General features: G+C 51.2%; 13 protein-coding genes and 1 other annotated feature. Of the genes, 8 read left to right on the top strand and 5 right to left on the bottom strand.

All coding sequences use genetic code 11. From position 1 onward, the window contains the following. Window positions 1-123: 123 nt before the first annotated feature. A complete protein-coding gene (locus tag ACYVUU_RS08285) occupies window positions 124-1740 on the bottom strand; it encodes a peptide ABC transporter substrate-binding protein (RefSeq protein ID WP_439775456.1) in 1617 nt (538 codons plus the stop codon). 374 nt (window positions 1741-2114) lie between these two features. Between ACYVUU_RS08285 and ACYVUU_RS08280 the strand changes: the two genes are divergently transcribed. From ACYVUU_RS08280 to gltX, 4 genes are all read left to right on the top strand, one after another. Further along, window positions 2115-2483 (top strand): GntR family transcriptional regulator, encoded by a 369-nt coding sequence (locus tag ACYVUU_RS08280; RefSeq protein WP_484500624.1) that lies wholly within the window; start codon window positions 2115-2117, stop codon window positions 2481-2483. A 1-nt stretch (window position 2484) separates the two neighbouring features. Then, window positions 2485-3183 carry an ABC transporter ATP-binding protein gene (locus tag ACYVUU_RS08275; protein WP_484500622.1) on the top strand — a complete coding sequence of 233 codons (699 nt, stop codon included), beginning with the start codon at window positions 2485-2487 and terminating at the stop codon, window positions 3181-3183. Beyond that, window positions 3183-4019, top strand: coding sequence for an ABC transporter permease (locus tag ACYVUU_RS08270; RefSeq protein WP_484500621.1), 837 nt, complete (start codon window positions 3183-3185; stop codon window positions 4017-4019). Before ACYVUU_RS08275 ends, ACYVUU_RS08270 begins: the two co-directional genes overlap by 1 nt. 144 nt (window positions 4020-4163) lie before the next feature. Further along, on the top strand, window positions 4164-5666 hold the full coding sequence (gltX, locus tag ACYVUU_RS08265) for a glutamate--tRNA ligase (RefSeq protein WP_439775460.1): 1503 nt from the start codon (window positions 4164-4166) through the stop codon (window positions 5664-5666). 83 nt (window positions 5667-5749) lie between these two features. Here the strand turns inward: gltX and ACYVUU_RS08260 are convergent, their stop codons facing one another. After that, window positions 5750-6775: a YeiH family protein gene (locus tag ACYVUU_RS08260; protein ID WP_484500619.1), complete on the bottom strand. Its 1026-nt coding sequence runs from the start codon at window positions 6773-6775 to the stop codon at window positions 5750-5752. A 117-nt stretch (window positions 6776-6892) separates the two neighbouring features. On the opposite strand from ACYVUU_RS08260, the gene ACYVUU_RS08255 reads away from it, so the two are divergent. Continuing rightward, complete coding sequence (locus ACYVUU_RS08255) at window positions 6893-7768, top strand: LysR family transcriptional regulator (protein WP_484500618.1); 876 nt, start codon at window positions 6893-6895, stop codon at window positions 7766-7768. A gap of 47 nt (window positions 7769-7815) precedes the next feature. On the opposite strand, the gene pepV is transcribed toward ACYVUU_RS08255, so the two are convergent. From pepV to ACYVUU_RS08240, 3 genes are all read right to left on the bottom strand, one after another. Then, the gene (pepV, locus tag ACYVUU_RS08250) at window positions 7816-9240 is read right to left on the bottom strand and encodes a dipeptidase PepV (RefSeq protein ID WP_484500617.1); all 1425 of its coding nucleotides are present in this window, start codon (window positions 9238-9240) and stop codon (window positions 7816-7818) included. 21 nt (window positions 9241-9261) lie between these two features. Next, on the bottom strand, window positions 9262-10881 hold the full coding sequence (locus ACYVUU_RS08245) for a peptide ABC transporter substrate-binding protein (RefSeq protein ID WP_484500616.1): 1620 nt from the start codon (window positions 10879-10881) through the stop codon (window positions 9262-9264). Window positions 10882-11120: 239 nt separating this feature from the next. Next, window positions 11121-11400 (bottom strand) — a binding site (T-box leader). 78 nt (window positions 11401-11478) lie between these two features. After that, window positions 11479-12045, bottom strand: coding sequence for an NUDIX hydrolase (locus ACYVUU_RS08240; RefSeq protein ID WP_484500615.1), 567 nt, complete (start codon window positions 12043-12045; stop codon window positions 11479-11481). 165 nt (window positions 12046-12210) lie between these two features. On the opposite strand from ACYVUU_RS08240, the gene cysS reads away from it, so the two are divergent. From cysS to rlmB, 3 genes are read left to right on the top strand one after another with little or no spacing between them, the layout of a single operon-like run. Further along, complete coding sequence (gene cysS, locus ACYVUU_RS08235) at window positions 12211-13635, top strand: cysteine--tRNA ligase (RefSeq protein ID WP_484500614.1); 1425 nt, start codon at window positions 12211-12213, stop codon at window positions 13633-13635. Continuing rightward, entirely contained in the window at window positions 13628-14071 is a 444-nt protein-coding gene (locus ACYVUU_RS08230) for a Mini-ribonuclease 3 (protein ID WP_484500613.1), read from the top strand. The genes cysS and ACYVUU_RS08230 overlap by 8 nt, the downstream gene beginning before the upstream one ends. After that, the gene (rlmB, locus tag ACYVUU_RS08225; RefSeq protein WP_439775471.1) at window positions 14058-14807 is read left to right on the top strand and encodes a 23S rRNA (guanosine(2251)-2'-O)-methyltransferase RlmB; all 750 of its coding nucleotides are present in this window, start codon (window positions 14058-14060) and stop codon (window positions 14805-14807) included. The genes ACYVUU_RS08230 and rlmB overlap by 14 nt, the downstream gene beginning before the upstream one ends. Window positions 14808-14831 lie beyond the last annotated feature (24 nt).

Below are 14831 nucleotides of genomic sequence, written 5' to 3'. Positions count from 1 at the left end.
TGCCACCAATCTCTTTAAAAATCAGTTCAATTGTAGCAAGAAATAGAGCCAAAGTACAAAAATAGCAGACCAGACGGTCTGCTATTTTCAGTGATTCAGTTTGTTAGCTTCTAGGGACAGACACTAGTTAACAGAAGCGTACTTGAAGTCCCAGTGGTCGCGCAGGTTTACCAAGCCCTTGATGTTTGGACGGACGATCCAGGCACTGGTGCTTGAGTAAAGTGGTGAAATACCAACGTCCTTAAGCAGAACGCCTTCAGCCTTGGACAGGTCGCTCCAGCGTTCAGAGTCTGAGCCAGTAGTCTTTGAAGCTTCGATCAGCTTGTCGTATTCCTTGTTGGACCACTTGCCGCCATTTTGGGCGTTGGTAGTAGTCATCAAGTCCAGGAAGGAAATCGGGTCGTTGAAGTCGGCACCCCAGGCAGTTACGACCATGTCGAAGTTGCCGGCGTCGGTTCTGGCCAGCCGGGTCTTGAATGGCAGGTTTTGCGTGGTGATGGAAACTTGCGGCAGAGTTTCTTGAATGTTTGATTGCATTGCTTCAGTTGACTTCTTGGCACCATCGGTGTCGTCTGACAAAAGCTTGAAGCTCAGCTTGGAAACGCCAAGTTCCTTCATACCCTGCTTAAGGTACTTTTGCGCTTCCTTCTTGTTGTAGTAAGTGTAAGCTTCATCGCTCTTGGAAATCAGGCTGGTGTAGTCCTTGCCGTTGACCGTGGTCAGCTTCTCTGGAGTAAAGGTGTGAGCTACAGTGTTGCTGCCGCCCAGAACCTTGGTCAGGCTTTCCCGGTTGATGGCCATGGAAAGAGCCTTGCGGATGTTGGCGTTTTGCAGGTACTTGTTCTTAGCCTGGTTGAATTGGATGTAGAAGGTAGTCCCGCGGGCATAAAGCTTGTAGCCCTTAACGCTCTTGAGCTGCTTGCTTTGTTCAGCGTCCAGGGAAACAGCGTCAAGCTTGTTTGACTGGTAGAGGTTGTAGGCAGTTGACGGAGTCTTTTGCACGCTGTAGTTGACCGCGTCAAGCTTCACGTTCTTCTTGTCCCAGTAGTATGGGTTCTTCTTGAGCTTCCAGGACAGGTTTGAGCCAGTCCAGCCGCTCATAACGTATGGCCCGTTGTAGACCATGTACTTGGAGGCAGTACCGTACTTGGAACCATACTTCTTGACCGCCTTTTCGTTTTGCGGGAAGAAGCTCCCGAAGGCCATCAAGTTGTTGAAGTAAGGGATCCGCCGGTCCAGAGTTACAACCAGCTTGTACTTGCCAACGGCCTTGATCCCCAAAGTTTCCGGCTTCTTCTTGCCGTTTTGGATGTCCATGGCGTTCTTGATGCCTTCAAACAGGTAGGCGTATTGAGAAGCAGTCTTTGGGTCAACCGTTCTGCGCCATGAGTAGACGAAGTCTTGCGCGGTTACCGGGTCACCGTTTGACCACTTGTTGTCCTTACGGAGAGTAAAGGTGTAAGTCTTCCCGTCTTTGGATACCTTTTCGCTGGTAGCCATGGCCTTTTCCTGGCTGCCGTCAGACTTTGCCCGGTAAAGGCCTTCCATGGTGTTGATCAATTGGGTAAAGCTGGCTGAGTCAGTAGCCTTGGACAGGTCCATAGTAGGAATTTCAGCTGATTCTTCCCAGTTCAGTTCTTTTTTAGATGAAGAAGATGAAGAGTTGCCGCCGCAGGCCGTCAAGGCTAATGCAGCAGTCAAGATGCTGCCGGCAGCCAAAAAAGTCTTAGTCTTTTTCATGTTGTCCTCCTTGAAAAGTTTACATTATCAAACACTAATTGTAGTCTAACAGAAAATACACAAAAAGAAACGCTTTCTTGCGACTATGAGCTGAAGATGAGACAGGACTGAAGTCCTTGTTAAAGCAACTGCTGAGAAATTAAAGACTACTTTAAGTATTAGTTCATTTGGTAAAAAGCAGACTTTGTCTAACTTAAAAGCAGAACCTGCTGATTATTTAAAGGAAAAAAGGTAACTAAAAATTACTGGAAAGAACTAGGTCAACAATAAAGGGACAAAATTTAGCTTTTTTGCTGTTTCTGCCTTGACGAAAGGGCCAATCCGTTATACACTAACAGTGTATTAGATAACTAGTACAGCGAAGGGGTGTGCAAATGAAATTCAAAGACAACTTGCCGATCTACTTGCAGATTGAAGACTACATCTACTTGCAGATCGCCCAGGGCAAGCTCAAGGCTGGCGACAAGCTGCCTTCAGTCAGAGCCCTGGCACTTGAATTGACGGTCAACGCCAATACGGTTCAGCGGGCGCTGAGAGAGATGACGGCTCAAGGCTATATCTATAGCAAGCGTGGTGAAGGCAACTTCGTCACGACTGATGAAAGCCGCCTGGAGGAAATGAAGAGCAAACTGCTGAAGCAGGAGCTGGCTGCTTTTGTCAGCCGCATGGAGAAGCTCGGAGTCGAAAGGGAAAGCCTGACTGGACTATTGGCCAGCTACTTAGAAGACACAAGGGAGGAATAGCATGAAGGCTTTGGAGATTAAGGATTTAAGCTACCACAAGGGTTCAAAGACGATTTTGGAGAGAGTCAACTTGACTTTGGAGGCCGGACAGATCGTGGCCTTAGTCGGGGCCAACGGGGCCGGCAAGACCAGCTTGATGCGGGTGATCGCAGGCCTGGCCAAGCAATACAAGGGCAGCGTGGAGGTTTGCGGCGAAGGTGATGAAGACCGCCGCAAGCAGTATATCGCCATGAACGACAGCCTGTCAGCTTTTCGCGACTTCCGCAAGATCAAGGAAGTGGCCAGCTTCTACCGGACGGTCTACCCGGACTTTGACGCTAAGCAGTTTGCCGATATCTTGGAATTCATGAACTTGAATGAAGAAGAAAGACTGGGCAACCTGTCCAAGGGGATGAAGGAGAAGCTGATCATCGCCCTGGTCTTCTCCCGCAAGGCCAAGCTCTATCTCTTAGATGAGCCTTTCAATGGGGTTGACGCCATGAGCCGGAAGAAGATCATCAAGTCCATGCTGCTCTGGAAGCCGGAAGACGCGACCCTGGTCATCAGCGACCATGTCTTGGACGAAATCGCTCCGGTGATCGACGAGGTCGTCTTGATCAAGAAGCATTCAGTCTTAGAGCAGCGCAGCGCTGATGAAATCCGGGCTGAGCACGAAAGCATCGAAGAATGGTATGAAGGATTTTACGAGGGGGAAGAGTAATGATTGGGTTTAAGCAGATTTTCGCGGCCATGTTCAAGGAAAAGAGCCGGACCACCTGGATCGCCTTGGGCATCGAAGCAGTTTTTATCCTCTTGATCAACTTGTATTTCGGGATCAGATATGGTTTCGGCAGTGATTCAAATGGTATCAGCGTCGGAATTTCCGCAACCGCGATTTTTTTCATGTGTGCCTGGTACTCAATCGACATTATTATGGCTGCCTATAAGGTCAACCGGTCTCAGACCTGGCGGCAAGTACCGGTAACGACCGGCAACTTCTTGACGGCCAACTTGCTGACGGGACTGGCAGATCTGATCATCTTTGGCTTGGGAAACATCTTAATCCTTGCCTTAACCTTGCTGCCTTTCCTTTTCGGCGGGAAGATGCAGATTGACGCTCAAGAAGCGGCGACTTTCCAGCCATACGTTTCCAGTATCATCAACTGGAGCCTTTACTTGATCCTCTTCACTTTGGTCAGCTATGTCGGCGGCATCTGCTTCTGGCTCTTTATTACTGAATCAGCCAGCGTTTTGGGCGACTTCCTGCCTTTGAAGGGCAGATGGAGCAAGTTTGCCAAGGCGGTCATCCTGCTGGTTCTGCTTGCTCTTCTTTCCTGGGGCAGCACCAGCATCTTGAGCGCGATCATCAACATGATCTCCAATTCTGGCTTTGACTTCAGCTTTGTCATCGACAATACTGGTTTCCACACTTCCCACACGGACTTGAGCCTGCCGGTGGTCAGCTGGCTCTACCTGCTGGCAGAAGTAGTCTACGTGGCCATCTTGTGGGCAGCGGAATACTTCGTCTTCAAGAAGGGCGTAGAAGCCAAGAAATAAGCAAATTAGATTAATTGACAAATGCCTGCCTTTGGCGGGCATTTTTGCTTGCCGTTAGGGCTGTATTTGCCGGTAAAGATTGAATTTTTTCCTTATTGCTAGTAAACTTAATAAGTTGAAGAATAGTAAGAAAGAGGCATAATTTTGGCTAATAAGAAAATCCGCGTGAGATACGCTCCGTCACCAACTGGCCACTTGCACATTGGTAACGCGCGTACTGCTCTGTTTAACTATCTGTTTGCACGTCACAACAAGGGGACTTTGGTTCTGAGAATCGAAGACACTGACACCGCCAGAAACGTTGAAGGCGGGGCTGAATCTCAAATCGAGAACCTGCACTGGCTGGGGATCGACTGGGATGAAGGTCCGGACGTCGGCGGCGACTACGGCCCTTACAAGCAGTCCGAGAGAAAGGACATCTACCAAAAGTACATCGACCAGCTGCTTGAAGAAGGCAAGGCTTACTACTCCTTTGAAACTGAAGAAGAACTGGAAGCCCAGCGTGAAGAACAGCGGGCCATGGGGATTGCTCCTCACTATGTCTACGAATACGAAGGCATGACTGCTGACGAAATCAAGCAATCCCAAGACGAAGCCCGGGCCAAGGGCCTTAAGCCAGTTGTCCGCATTCACATTCCAGAAGGCGTGACTTACGAATGGGACGACATCGTTAAGGGCCACCTCAGCTTTGAATCTGACACTATCGGCGGTGACTTCGTCATCCAAAAGCGCGACGGGATGCCAACTTACAACTTTGCCGTCGTTATCGACGACCACTTGATGGAAATCAGCCACGTTCTCCGGGGCGATGACCACATCTCCAACACGCCAAAGCAGCTTTGCGTTTACGAAGCCTTGGGCTGGGAAGCCCCGGTCTTCGGCCACATGACTTTGATCATCAACTCCGCTACTGGCAAGAAGCTGTCCAAGCGTGACGAATCAGTCCTGCAGTTCATCGAACAATACAGAGAACTTGGTTTCCTGCCAGAAGCCATGTTCAACTTCATCACTTTGCTGGGCTGGTCACCGGTTGGCGAAAGCGAAATCTTCTCCAAGCGCGAATTCATCAAGCAGTTTGACCCAGCTCGTCTGTCCAAGTCACCAGCTGCCTTTGACCAAAAGAAGCTGGACTGGGTCAACAACCAGTACATGAAGACTGCTGACAGAGACGAACTTTTGGACCTGTCCTTGCACAACCTGCAAGAAGCAGGCCTGGTTGAAGCCAACCCGGCTCCAGGCAAGATGGAATGGGTAAGACAATTGGTCAACATGTACGCCAACCAAATGTCCTACACCAAGCAAATCGTCGACTTGAGCAAGATCTTCTTCACTGAAGCCGAATACCTGACCGACGAAGAAGTCGAAGAAATCAAGAAGGACGAAGCTCGTCCAGCTATTGAAGAATTCAAGAAGCAATTAGACAAGCTGGACAACTTCACGGCTAAGAAGATCATGGGCGCCATCATGTCCACCCGGAAGGAAACCGGCATCAAAGGCCGCAAGCTCTTCATGCCAATCCGGATTGCCACTACCCGGTCAATGGTCGGCCCTGGCATCGGCGAAGCCATGGAACTGATGGGCAAGGAAACGGTTATGAAGCACCTGGACCTGACCTTGAAGCAGCTTAGCGAAGCTGGTATCGAATAAAACAGCATATAAACGAAAAGACTTTTACCGTTTTGGTAAAAGCCTTTTTTCATGCAATCGATTAAATTGTTTGTTTTTGTTTTTTACCACAGGCCTAAGACCCGCTGCAAAAGCAGGCTGACGGCAGTGATTCCGGCCCAGCAGGAAGCGCCGAGCAAGAGGGGCTTGGCCCCGGATTTGACCAGCTTGACGATGTTGGAGTTAAGGCCGATCGCGGCCATGGCCATGACGATCATGAACTTGCTCAGTTCCTTTAGTGGCGAAAAGACATTGGCGCTGACCCCATTGGCCAGGGCAAAAGTCGTTATTAAAGAAGCCAGGACAAAGTAGAGGATGAAGGCGGGGAAGGCCCGCTTCAAGCTAAAGCTGTTGCCCCTTTGCTCCTTTTTGGCGCTGAAATAGCCTAGTGTCAGGGTGATGGGGATGATGGCCAGGGTTCTGGTCAATTTGACGGTCACGGCCTTGTCCAGAGTCTGGCTGCCCAAATGGAATATGCTGTCCCAAGTTGCCGCCGCGGCAGTGACGGAAGAAGTGTCGTTGATAGCCGTTCCGGCAAAGATGCCGAAAGAGTTCCCGCTGGTTTGGTCAAAGCCCAGGATCTTGCCAAAGATGGGGAAGAGGATGGCGGCCAAGACGTTGAAAAAGAAGATGACGGAGATGGCCTGGGCCACTTCATCGTCGTCAGCGTCGATGACCGGGGCGGTAGCGGCGATGGCGCTGCCCCCGCAGATGGATGAACCGACCCCGATCAAGGTTGAAATTTTGCTGGGGATTTTGAAATACTTGTGCAAAAGCCAGGCAATCAAGAGCGAGGTCGAGATGGTGCAGACGATGATCGGCAGGGACTGGCTGCCAGTCTTGACCACCACCTGCAGGTCCATCCCGAAGCCCAAGAGGACCACGGCCGTCTGCAGGATGTACTTGGAAGTCCACTTGATCCCGTTACTTGCCTTTTGCTTGTCTTCCCAAAAAAGGGTGATGACCATCCCAAACAAGATGGCGAAAACCGCGCCCCCGATGACCGGGAAGGCCTTGCCCAAAAGCCAGGCGGGGATGGCGATAGCCAGACAGACCAGGATGCCTGGCAGGTTCTTTTTAATCCAATTCATTTTTTTGCCTCCAGATATTTTTTGAACATGCTTAAGTATAGAGGTAAAATAGTAGAAAATAAAATTATAGATTATTATCTGTCGATAAACTACATTTATTGATAAAGGGGGCAAGCAATGCTTGATTTTCGCGTCAAGACTTTTTTAACGGTCTGCGAGACCATGAACTTTACCCGGGCCGCTGACCGCCTGCACGTGACCCAGCCGGCGGTCTCCCAGCACATCCGCTTTCTGGAGAAGGAATACCAGGTCAAGCTCTTCAGCTATCAGGGCAAGAGGCTGACCTTGACGGCTGCAGGAGAAAAGCTGCGCCTGGCCATGCGGCAGATGCAGAGCGATGAGCGCCTGCTTAAGGCCGAAATCAAGCAGGCCGACCTGCCGCCTGTCCGCTTCGGGGTGACCATGACGATTGGCGAATACGCCTTGGCTAGGCCGCTCAGCCGCTTTTTGCAGGAGCATCCCCAGACAAATGTGGAAGTCGTCTACGGCAATACCGAATTTTTGACCAAAAAATTGGACGAGGGGGACCTGGACTTTGCCCTGGTGGAAGGCGACCCGGCCAGGGGCTATGCCAGCCTGCGCTACCAAAGCGAGGACTTTATCGCCGTCTGCTCGCCAGATTTGGCTTTTGCCAAAGAGCCGGATCAGATTGCCGACCTTTTTGACCAGCGGCTGCTAGTCAGAGAACCGGGATCGGGTACCCGGAAAATCCTGGAAAACAGCCTCCAGGCCCAGGGGCGGGAAATCAGTGACTTCAAACAGTATGTCCAAGTCGGCAACATGCAGATGATCACCCAGCTGCTTTTGGCCAACTGCGGGGTCTCTTTTTTGTACCAAACCGCGGTCAGTGACCTGTTAAAGGCAGGAAAGCTGCGGAAGTTAAATTTGCGGGACTTCCAGATCCGCCATGACTTCACCTTTATCTGGGAGAAGAGCAGCCTCTACGCTGACCGCCACCGGCAGATTTGCGAGGAACTGAAGGCAAGCAGATAAGAAAAGACTTTTACCAATAATGAGGTAAAAGTCTTTTTCTGTCTGTTCTACTTGGTTAACTCGTAAATAGCTTCAGCGTAGATAGCCAGGCTTTTTTCCAGTTCAGCCAGGCTGATGGATTCGTCGATGGCGTGGGCGGTGTCCAGGCTGCCGGGGAAGGCAGGTCCGTAGCCGACCCCGTTTTTAAAGAAGCGGCCGTAGTTGGCCCCGGCGGAGATGATGGTCTCACCGGCTTGGCCAGTCTGCTTTTCGTAAACGGAAAGAAGGGTCTTGACGAAGGGATCACTGCTGGCAACGAAGTGGGGCTTTTCAAAGTCTTGGTAAGGTTGGAAGCTCGTCTGGGAAAAAGTGCCGAACTTGTCGTTTAGCTGCTGGCACATTTTTTCCGGGCTGGTCCCCCGGCTGTAGCGGATGTCGCTCTTGATGTAGGCTTCCTGGCCCTTTTGGTAGCGGAAGACGGCCGGGCAGTTGATGGATTTGCCCATCTCGGGATCAGTATTGGCGATCCCGATCTTTTCCCCGTAGTAGTCCTCCAGTTCAAGGTCGCCGGCAAAATTGAGGAAGTTTTTGGCTCGGCCGGTGAAAGGAAAGTTCCGTAAAAAGCTGGCCAGGAGGCAGGCCCCGTTTTTCCCTTCCCAAGGAACAGAGGCGTGAGCGCTGACGCCCTCTAAGGTTATCTTTAAGCCAGTGCCATTTTCACAAGTTGATTCTTTGCTTTCCCCGGTCAAGCCATTTTTGGCCAAAAAGTCCGGGAAAGCTGCAGCAATTTTCTCAAGCTTCTCGCCAGAAACGATGGCGGTCGCGGCAGCTGGGATCATATTGGTAGCCTGGCCGGCAGAGAAAGATTCAAGGACTAAGCCAGTATCTGCTTTACTTTCCTCAGCAATGAAATCTGTCTTCAAAACAGCCAGACCAGCCTGGCCAGTTACGATGGGAAAAGAGGAGTCGGGGGAGAAGACCCAGTCAGGAGCCGGGCGCTTTTGCAGGTAATACTTCATCCCCACCCAGTCGGTTTCCTCGTCAGTGCCGATAATAAAGGAAATCTTCTTTTTCGGCTGAAAACCAGCTTCCTTTAAAGCCAGGAGGGCGTAGTAGGCAGCTAAGGCCGGCCCCTTGTTGTCGCTTGCTCCCCGGCCGAAGACTCTTCCATCTTTGACCCAAGGGGTAAAGGGATCCTGGCTCCAGCCTTCGTCTGGGGGCACCACGTCGACGTGAACGGCCACGCCTAATTCCTGGTCGCCTTGGCCAAAAGTGACGACTCCGGCATAGTTGTCGATGTTTTCAGTTTGAAAACCGTCCCGGTCAGCAATATTCAGGAATTTTTCCAGGGCCTTGACGGGGCCGGGCCCCACTGGATATTCGGGAGTGGCCAGGTCCATGTTTCTGACAGAGTCGATGGCGATTAAGTCTTTTAAGTCAGCCAGGAGGGCTGGCATTTTTTTACGGGCGAATTCTTGGTAGGGAAAAGTCATCTTTTGCTCCTTAGTAGTTAATTACTTGCTGATGTAGGCACCCTTGAAGTTGTAAGCCAGGCCTGCGCCTTTGAGGGTGATGTTCTTAACCTTTGGGTTGACCAAGGTCGCGGTGTTGCCGTAGTAAAGAGGAGTCACGCCCTGCTGGGTAAGGAGGATGCGTTCAGCCTTGACCAGTTCAGCCCAGCGCTTCTTGGTTGAAGTCGTGGTCTTGGAAGTTTCCATAGCCTTGTTGTAGGCCGCGTTTTCCCATGACCCGTAGTTGTTGACGTTGGTCTTTTGGAACATTTCCAGGAAGGTGTTCGGGTCAGCGTAGTCCCCGCTCCAGCCGTCCAAGATGACGTCAAAGTCGCCAGCTTCTTCTCTGGCAAAGCGGTTCTTGAATGGCATGTTGGTGACTTCGACCTTCATGCCCAGGGTGCTTTCCAGGGCACTTTGGATGAATTCCGTGGTCTTCTTGGCGTCGTCAGTGTCATCACCTAAAAGCTTGATGGTGATCTGCTTTTTGCCCAGCTCTTGCAAAGCCTTCTTGTAGTAAGCCTTAGCCTGGGCCTTAGTCCCGGACTGGATAGCCTTGGTCTCTTTGGTTACGACTTCCTTGCTGAATTCCTTGCCGGTAACCGGGTCAGTGATCCCGCTTGGGGTTAAAGAAGTAGCAGCGATGTCAGCCAGGTTCAAGGTCTTGGCCAGGGATTCCTTGTTGATCGCAGCGGCGATAGCCCGGCGGAGGTTGACATTTCGCAAGTTCTTGTCAGTCTTGAAGTTGTACATGAGGTACTGGGTCCGGTTGCTTTTCTTGATCTGCCAGCCCTTTTGTTTTTTCAGGCTCTTGCTTTGTGAAGCGGACAGGGTGGTCATGTCCAGTTTGCCGGCCTGGTAGAGGTTGTAGGAGGTGCTTTGGGACTTTTGCACGCTGAAGTTGATCTTGGTCAGCTTGACATTTTTCTTGTCCCAGTAGTACTTGTTCTTGACCAGCTTCCAGGTCAGGTTGGACCCGGTCCAGCCCTTCATGACGAAGGGGCCGTCAGACAGGGTGTATTTAGCGGCCGTGCCATACTTTTTGCCAGCTTTTTCAATGAACTTTTGGTTTTGCGGGGCGAAGGCAGATCCAGCCAAAAGCAATTGGAAGTATGGGATCTTTCTTTCCAGGGTTACGACCAGCTTGTACTTGCCGACAGCCTTGATACCTAAACTATTGACGGGCTTTTTGGAAGCGACGATGGCGTCAGCGTTCTTGACGCCGGAGTACTTGTTGGACTGGGTTGAGGCGGTCTTAGGGTTGACCTGCCGGCGCCAGGCGTAGACGAAGTCCTTGGCCGTCAAGGCTTCCCCGTTGGACCACTTGGCGTTTTTCCTAAGGTTGAAAGTCCAAGTGAGGCCGTCCTTGCTTTCCTTCCAGGACTTGGCGATGCCGGGCAGGACCTTGGAGTTGTTGCCCAGGCGGACCAGGCCTTCCATGGTGGCGTCCAGTTGCTCACCGCCGTAGACGTCATTGTTAAGAGCCGGGTCCATGGTGGAGATTTCCCCAGCGGAGAACCAGTTTAAGACCTGCTTGGTCTTAGAGCTGCTGGCAGAGCTGTTGGAGCAGGCGGAAAGCAGGCTGGCGGACAGGGCTAAAGTGATGATGGCTGATTTTTTCATGATCTTTTCCTCGGTGTTTTCTAAAAATTACTGATACAGAACTATGTCGTTTTCTTTTTTAAAAAGCAGCGAGGGGATGTCGGCCATTTAAGGCAGACGGGGTATTTTTGAACATGTTTGACTCTTTCATGGCGGACTCCTTTACAAAATCATTTTTAAAGCTGGCAGAAAAAGAAAGATTAAAAAAGAAAGAGTAAGAAACGAAGAGAAAGAAAAAATCGCCCTCAAGGAATTGCTTCCTTGAAGACGATTGTTAGTCGTGGTCCCACTTCATTTCATCAGCTGTCTCACGGCAACTGACCTTACACTGCCGCTGACTAGTCGCCGGAAAGGGCAAAGAAGGCCAGTTTCCAGGAACACCCAGGGCAGCCGTGGTAACGCTCGCTAGCGGGAAGGCCTACTTTATTTCGGCCAACCAGTTCTTAGATGTGTTTCGCCAGGCGGCTATTGCTCAATCGCACCAACTTGAGCTCTCTGGAAAAAGCCGGACCTGGTTACTCTTCTAATCGATACTTTTCTTAAATTGCTTTAATTTTTAATTAATGTAATCTTAAAACGGGAATAAGCGCCTGTCAAGCGTCTTTTTGAAAAAAGTTTTTAGTTCACCGGATAGTCCTTGAGCTTGGCGTTCAGTTTGGAGTAGATCCGGTCGACAAACCAGGGCTCGGTTGACTTTTCCAGGGCTTCGTCCAAGGCAAACCAGGCAACAGCCTTGTTTTCGTCTTCTTTAGGCCGGATGGGCAAATTGTCGTCTGCCTCTAAGAGGTAGGTGACGTTTAAGTGCAGGTGTGACGGGACGTACTTGCCCCTTTTCTCATGCCCGTCCACGGTCAAAATCTCAACAGAATAGATCTGGTCCGTGACTGGATCTGCTTTAACCCCACTTTCTTCTTCGACTTCTTTTAAAGCCACATGCAAAAGGTCATGATCGCCGTCGGCGTGCCCGCCCAGCCAGGCCCAGGAGTCGTAGATCCGGTGGTAGGCCATTAAGACTTTATCTCTTGCCGGGTTGACCACCCAGGCTGAAGCCGTAAAGTGCTCGGCCAAATTGGACCGCAAGAACAGTTCTTCCCCGGTCTCCAGCCGGTAGATCATCTCTTTGACGTCTGCTGCTTCTTGTTCGTTAAAGGGCTGGTAATTTTTTAAATCTGTCAGTAGGGTCATTTTTCTTCTCTCTATTTTTTCTATTTTTCTCTGTTTCCACAGATTTTACCACTGCCAGCCGGTATTTTGCCGCCAAGGGCCGTGATAGTTTGCTAAAATGTAGAGTGTTAAGTACTGAATTATTGCAGGTAAGGAAAAACTTGTAAAAGAAAGCAGGAAAATATCGTGAAGCTTTTCAACACTTTAACTAGGCAAAAAGAAGAATTCAAACCCCTGGTTGACGGCCAGGTCAGCATGTACGTCTGTGGGCCGACGGTCTACAACTACATCCACATCGGCAATGCCAGAAGCGCTATCGCTTTTGACACTATCCGCCGCTACTTTGAATACAAGGGCTACAAGGTCAACTACGTTTCCAACTTTACCGACGTCGATGACAAAATGATCAACGAAGCCCGGGCAGAAGGCACGACCGTGCCGGAACTGGCAGAACGCTACATCAAGGCCTTCCTGGAAGACACCCGGGCCCTGAACATCGAAGAAGCTACTCTTCACCCGCGGGCAACCCATGAAATCCCAGCCATCATCGACTTCATCCAGACCTTGATCGACAAGGGCTACGCTTATGAAGCAGATGGGGACGTCTACTACCGGGCCAAAAAGTTCGCTGACTACGGCCGCCTCAGCGACCAGAACATCGACCAGCTGGAAGAAGGGGCCTCCCAGCACGTAAACGATGAAGAACAAGACCGCAAGGAAGACCCAATCGACTTTGCCCTCTGGAAGGGGCAGAAGGCGGCAGACGAAATTGCCTGGGACTCCCCATGGGGCAAGGGCCGGCCTGGCTGGCACATTGAATGCTCAGTCATGTCCACCAAGTACTTAGGCGACACCTTGGACATCCACGGGGGCGGGCAGGACCTGGAATTCCCCCACCACGAAAACGAAATTGCCCAAAGTGAAGCCAAGACGGGCAAGAAGTTCGTCAACTACTGGCTGCACAACGGCTTCGTGACCGTGGGTAAGGATGAGGAAAAAATGTCCAAGTCCCTGCACAATTTCGTGACCGTCCACGATATCTTAAAGACCGTTGACCCCCAGGTCCTCCGCTTCTTTATGGCCAGCGTCCAGTATAGAAGCCAGATCAACTACTCTGAAGAAAATCTGGCCCAAGCCGCCAACATTTTGGACCGCTTCAAGAACACCCTGGAAGGGATCAAGTACCGCCTGGCTGACGCAACTGAAAGCTTGCCAGACCCTGACCTGGCAAAGCTGCTTGCTGAAACCACGGCCAAGTTCGAAGCAGCCATGGACGATGACTTCAACGTGCAAAACGCCTTGACCGCCATCTACGAAGCCCTGCCAGCCGTCAACTCCAATGCTAACGCTGAAAAGGCCGACAAGGACAGTCTGCAGCTTTTTGCTGAAAAATTAGCTGCCTGGCTCAGCGTCTTTGGCCTGGATGTCGACAAGCTCCTGGCTAAGGAAGCCGGCGATGATGACGCCGTAATCGAAGAATTGGTGGCTCAGCGGACGGAAGCCAGAAAGAACAAGGACTGGGCCAAGAGTGATGAACTTAGAGACCAGCTTAAAGAAATGGGGGTAGTCCTCAAGGATACCCCGCAAGGAACCAGGTGGAGCCGTGAATAAAGTACAGAAGTTAACTGAGAAGGAAATCGATCCCAATACCTTGAGCGGGCAGACTCTTGCCTACTTAGGCGACGGGATCTATGAAGCCGCCATCCGCCGGCACTTGATCAAGGGCGGGATGCTGAAGCCGCAGAACTTGCAAAGAGCAGCGACTCACTATGTCTCAGCCAAGGCCCAGGCTGGCTTGATCGCCAAAATGCTGGACACCGGCTTTTTGACCGAAGAAGAAGAAAAGGCCTACCGGCGGGGCAGAAACGCCAAGACCCATACCAAGGCCAAAAACACCAGCCTGGCCACGTATGAGATGTCAACCGGCTTTGAAGCCGTTTTCGGCTACCTGGATTTGGCCGGAGAAGATGCCAGAGTCAAGGAATTGATTGCCTGGTGCATTGATGAGGTGGAAAGTGAAGGGACAAGGGAATATGTCTTCAACTAACAAGGATTTTGTCTTCGGCCGCCATGCCGGAATCGACTTTTTGAAAACCCAGGACAGCGAAAAGATCAACAAGGTCTTCCTGGCAGAAGGGGTTCAAGAGGACTTTGCCAGAGAAGTCTACCGCTATGCTAAAAAGAAGCATTTGATCATCCAGCGGGTGCCGAAAAACAAGCTGGACAAGCTGACTGGCGGAGAAAACCACCAGGGCCTGGTTTTGGCTGTGGCCTCTTTTGAATACGCCGACTTTGACCAGCTCTTGGACAAACTGGACCAAGAAGATGCTCCGCTGTTGCTTATGCTGGATAATATTGAAGACCCGCACAACCTGGGCTCCATCCTCCGCAGCGCCGACGCGACCGGGGTCAGCGGGGTGATCATCCCTAAGCGCCGGGCTAGCGGTCTGACCAGCGTGGTGGCAAAGACTTCCACCGGGGCTATTGACCACGTCCCAGTTGCCCGGGTGAACAACCTGGTCCAAACCTGCCAGGCCTTGAAGGACCGGGGCTACTGGATCTTCGGGACGGCCATGGAAGGTGACGACTACCGGAAGTGGAATGCTAATGGTAAGACCGTTTTAGTCATCGGCAATGAAGGCAAGGGGATTTCCCCGCTTCTTCTTAAGCAAATGGACCAGACCTTGACCATCCCGATGATTGGCCACGTCCAATCCCTTAACGCTTCAGTGGCAACCGGGGTTTTGCTCTACCAGGCCTTTAACAGCCGCCACCCTTTGTAAGGCAAATCGTTTACAGTTTGCGAA

This window comes from Lactobacillus sp. WILCCON 0058 (genome assembly GCF_057198005.1).
This window is presented reverse-complemented; position numbering and strand designations above follow the sequence as displayed.

Excerpts from the sequence above, each read along its gene's own strand:
- rlmB (WP_439775471.1), top strand. The coding sequence starts at position 14,058 with ATGTCTTCAACTAACAAGGATTTTGTCTTCGGCCGCCATGCCGGAATC.
- ACYVUU_RS08270 (WP_484500621.1), top strand. The coding sequence starts at position 3,183 with ATGATTGGGTTTAAGCAGATTTTCGCGGCCATGTTCAAGGAAAAGAGC.
- ACYVUU_RS08260 (WP_484500619.1), bottom strand. The coding sequence starts at position 6,775 with ATGAATTGGATTAAAAAGAACCTGCCAGGCATCCTGGTCTGTCTGGCT.
- ACYVUU_RS08245 (WP_484500616.1), bottom strand. The coding sequence starts at position 10,881 with ATGAAAAAATCAGCCATCATCACTTTAGCCCTGTCCGCCAGCCTGCTT.
- ACYVUU_RS08240 (WP_484500615.1), bottom strand. The coding sequence starts at position 12,045 with ATGACCCTACTGACAGATTTAAAAAATTACCAGCCCTTTAACGAACAA.
- pepV (WP_484500617.1), bottom strand. The coding sequence starts at position 9,240 with ATGACTTTTCCCTACCAAGAATTCGCCCGTAAAAAAATGCCAGCCCTC.
- ACYVUU_RS08285 (WP_439775456.1), bottom strand. The coding sequence starts at position 1,740 with ATGAAAAAGACTAAGACTTTTTTGGCTGCCGGCAGCATCTTGACTGCT.
- ACYVUU_RS08280 (WP_484500624.1), top strand. The coding sequence starts at position 2,115 with ATGAAATTCAAAGACAACTTGCCGATCTACTTGCAGATTGAAGACTAC.
- ACYVUU_RS08275 (WP_484500622.1), top strand. The coding sequence starts at position 2,485 with ATGAAGGCTTTGGAGATTAAGGATTTAAGCTACCACAAGGGTTCAAAG.
- ACYVUU_RS08255 (WP_484500618.1), top strand. The coding sequence starts at position 6,893 with ATGCTTGATTTTCGCGTCAAGACTTTTTTAACGGTCTGCGAGACCATG.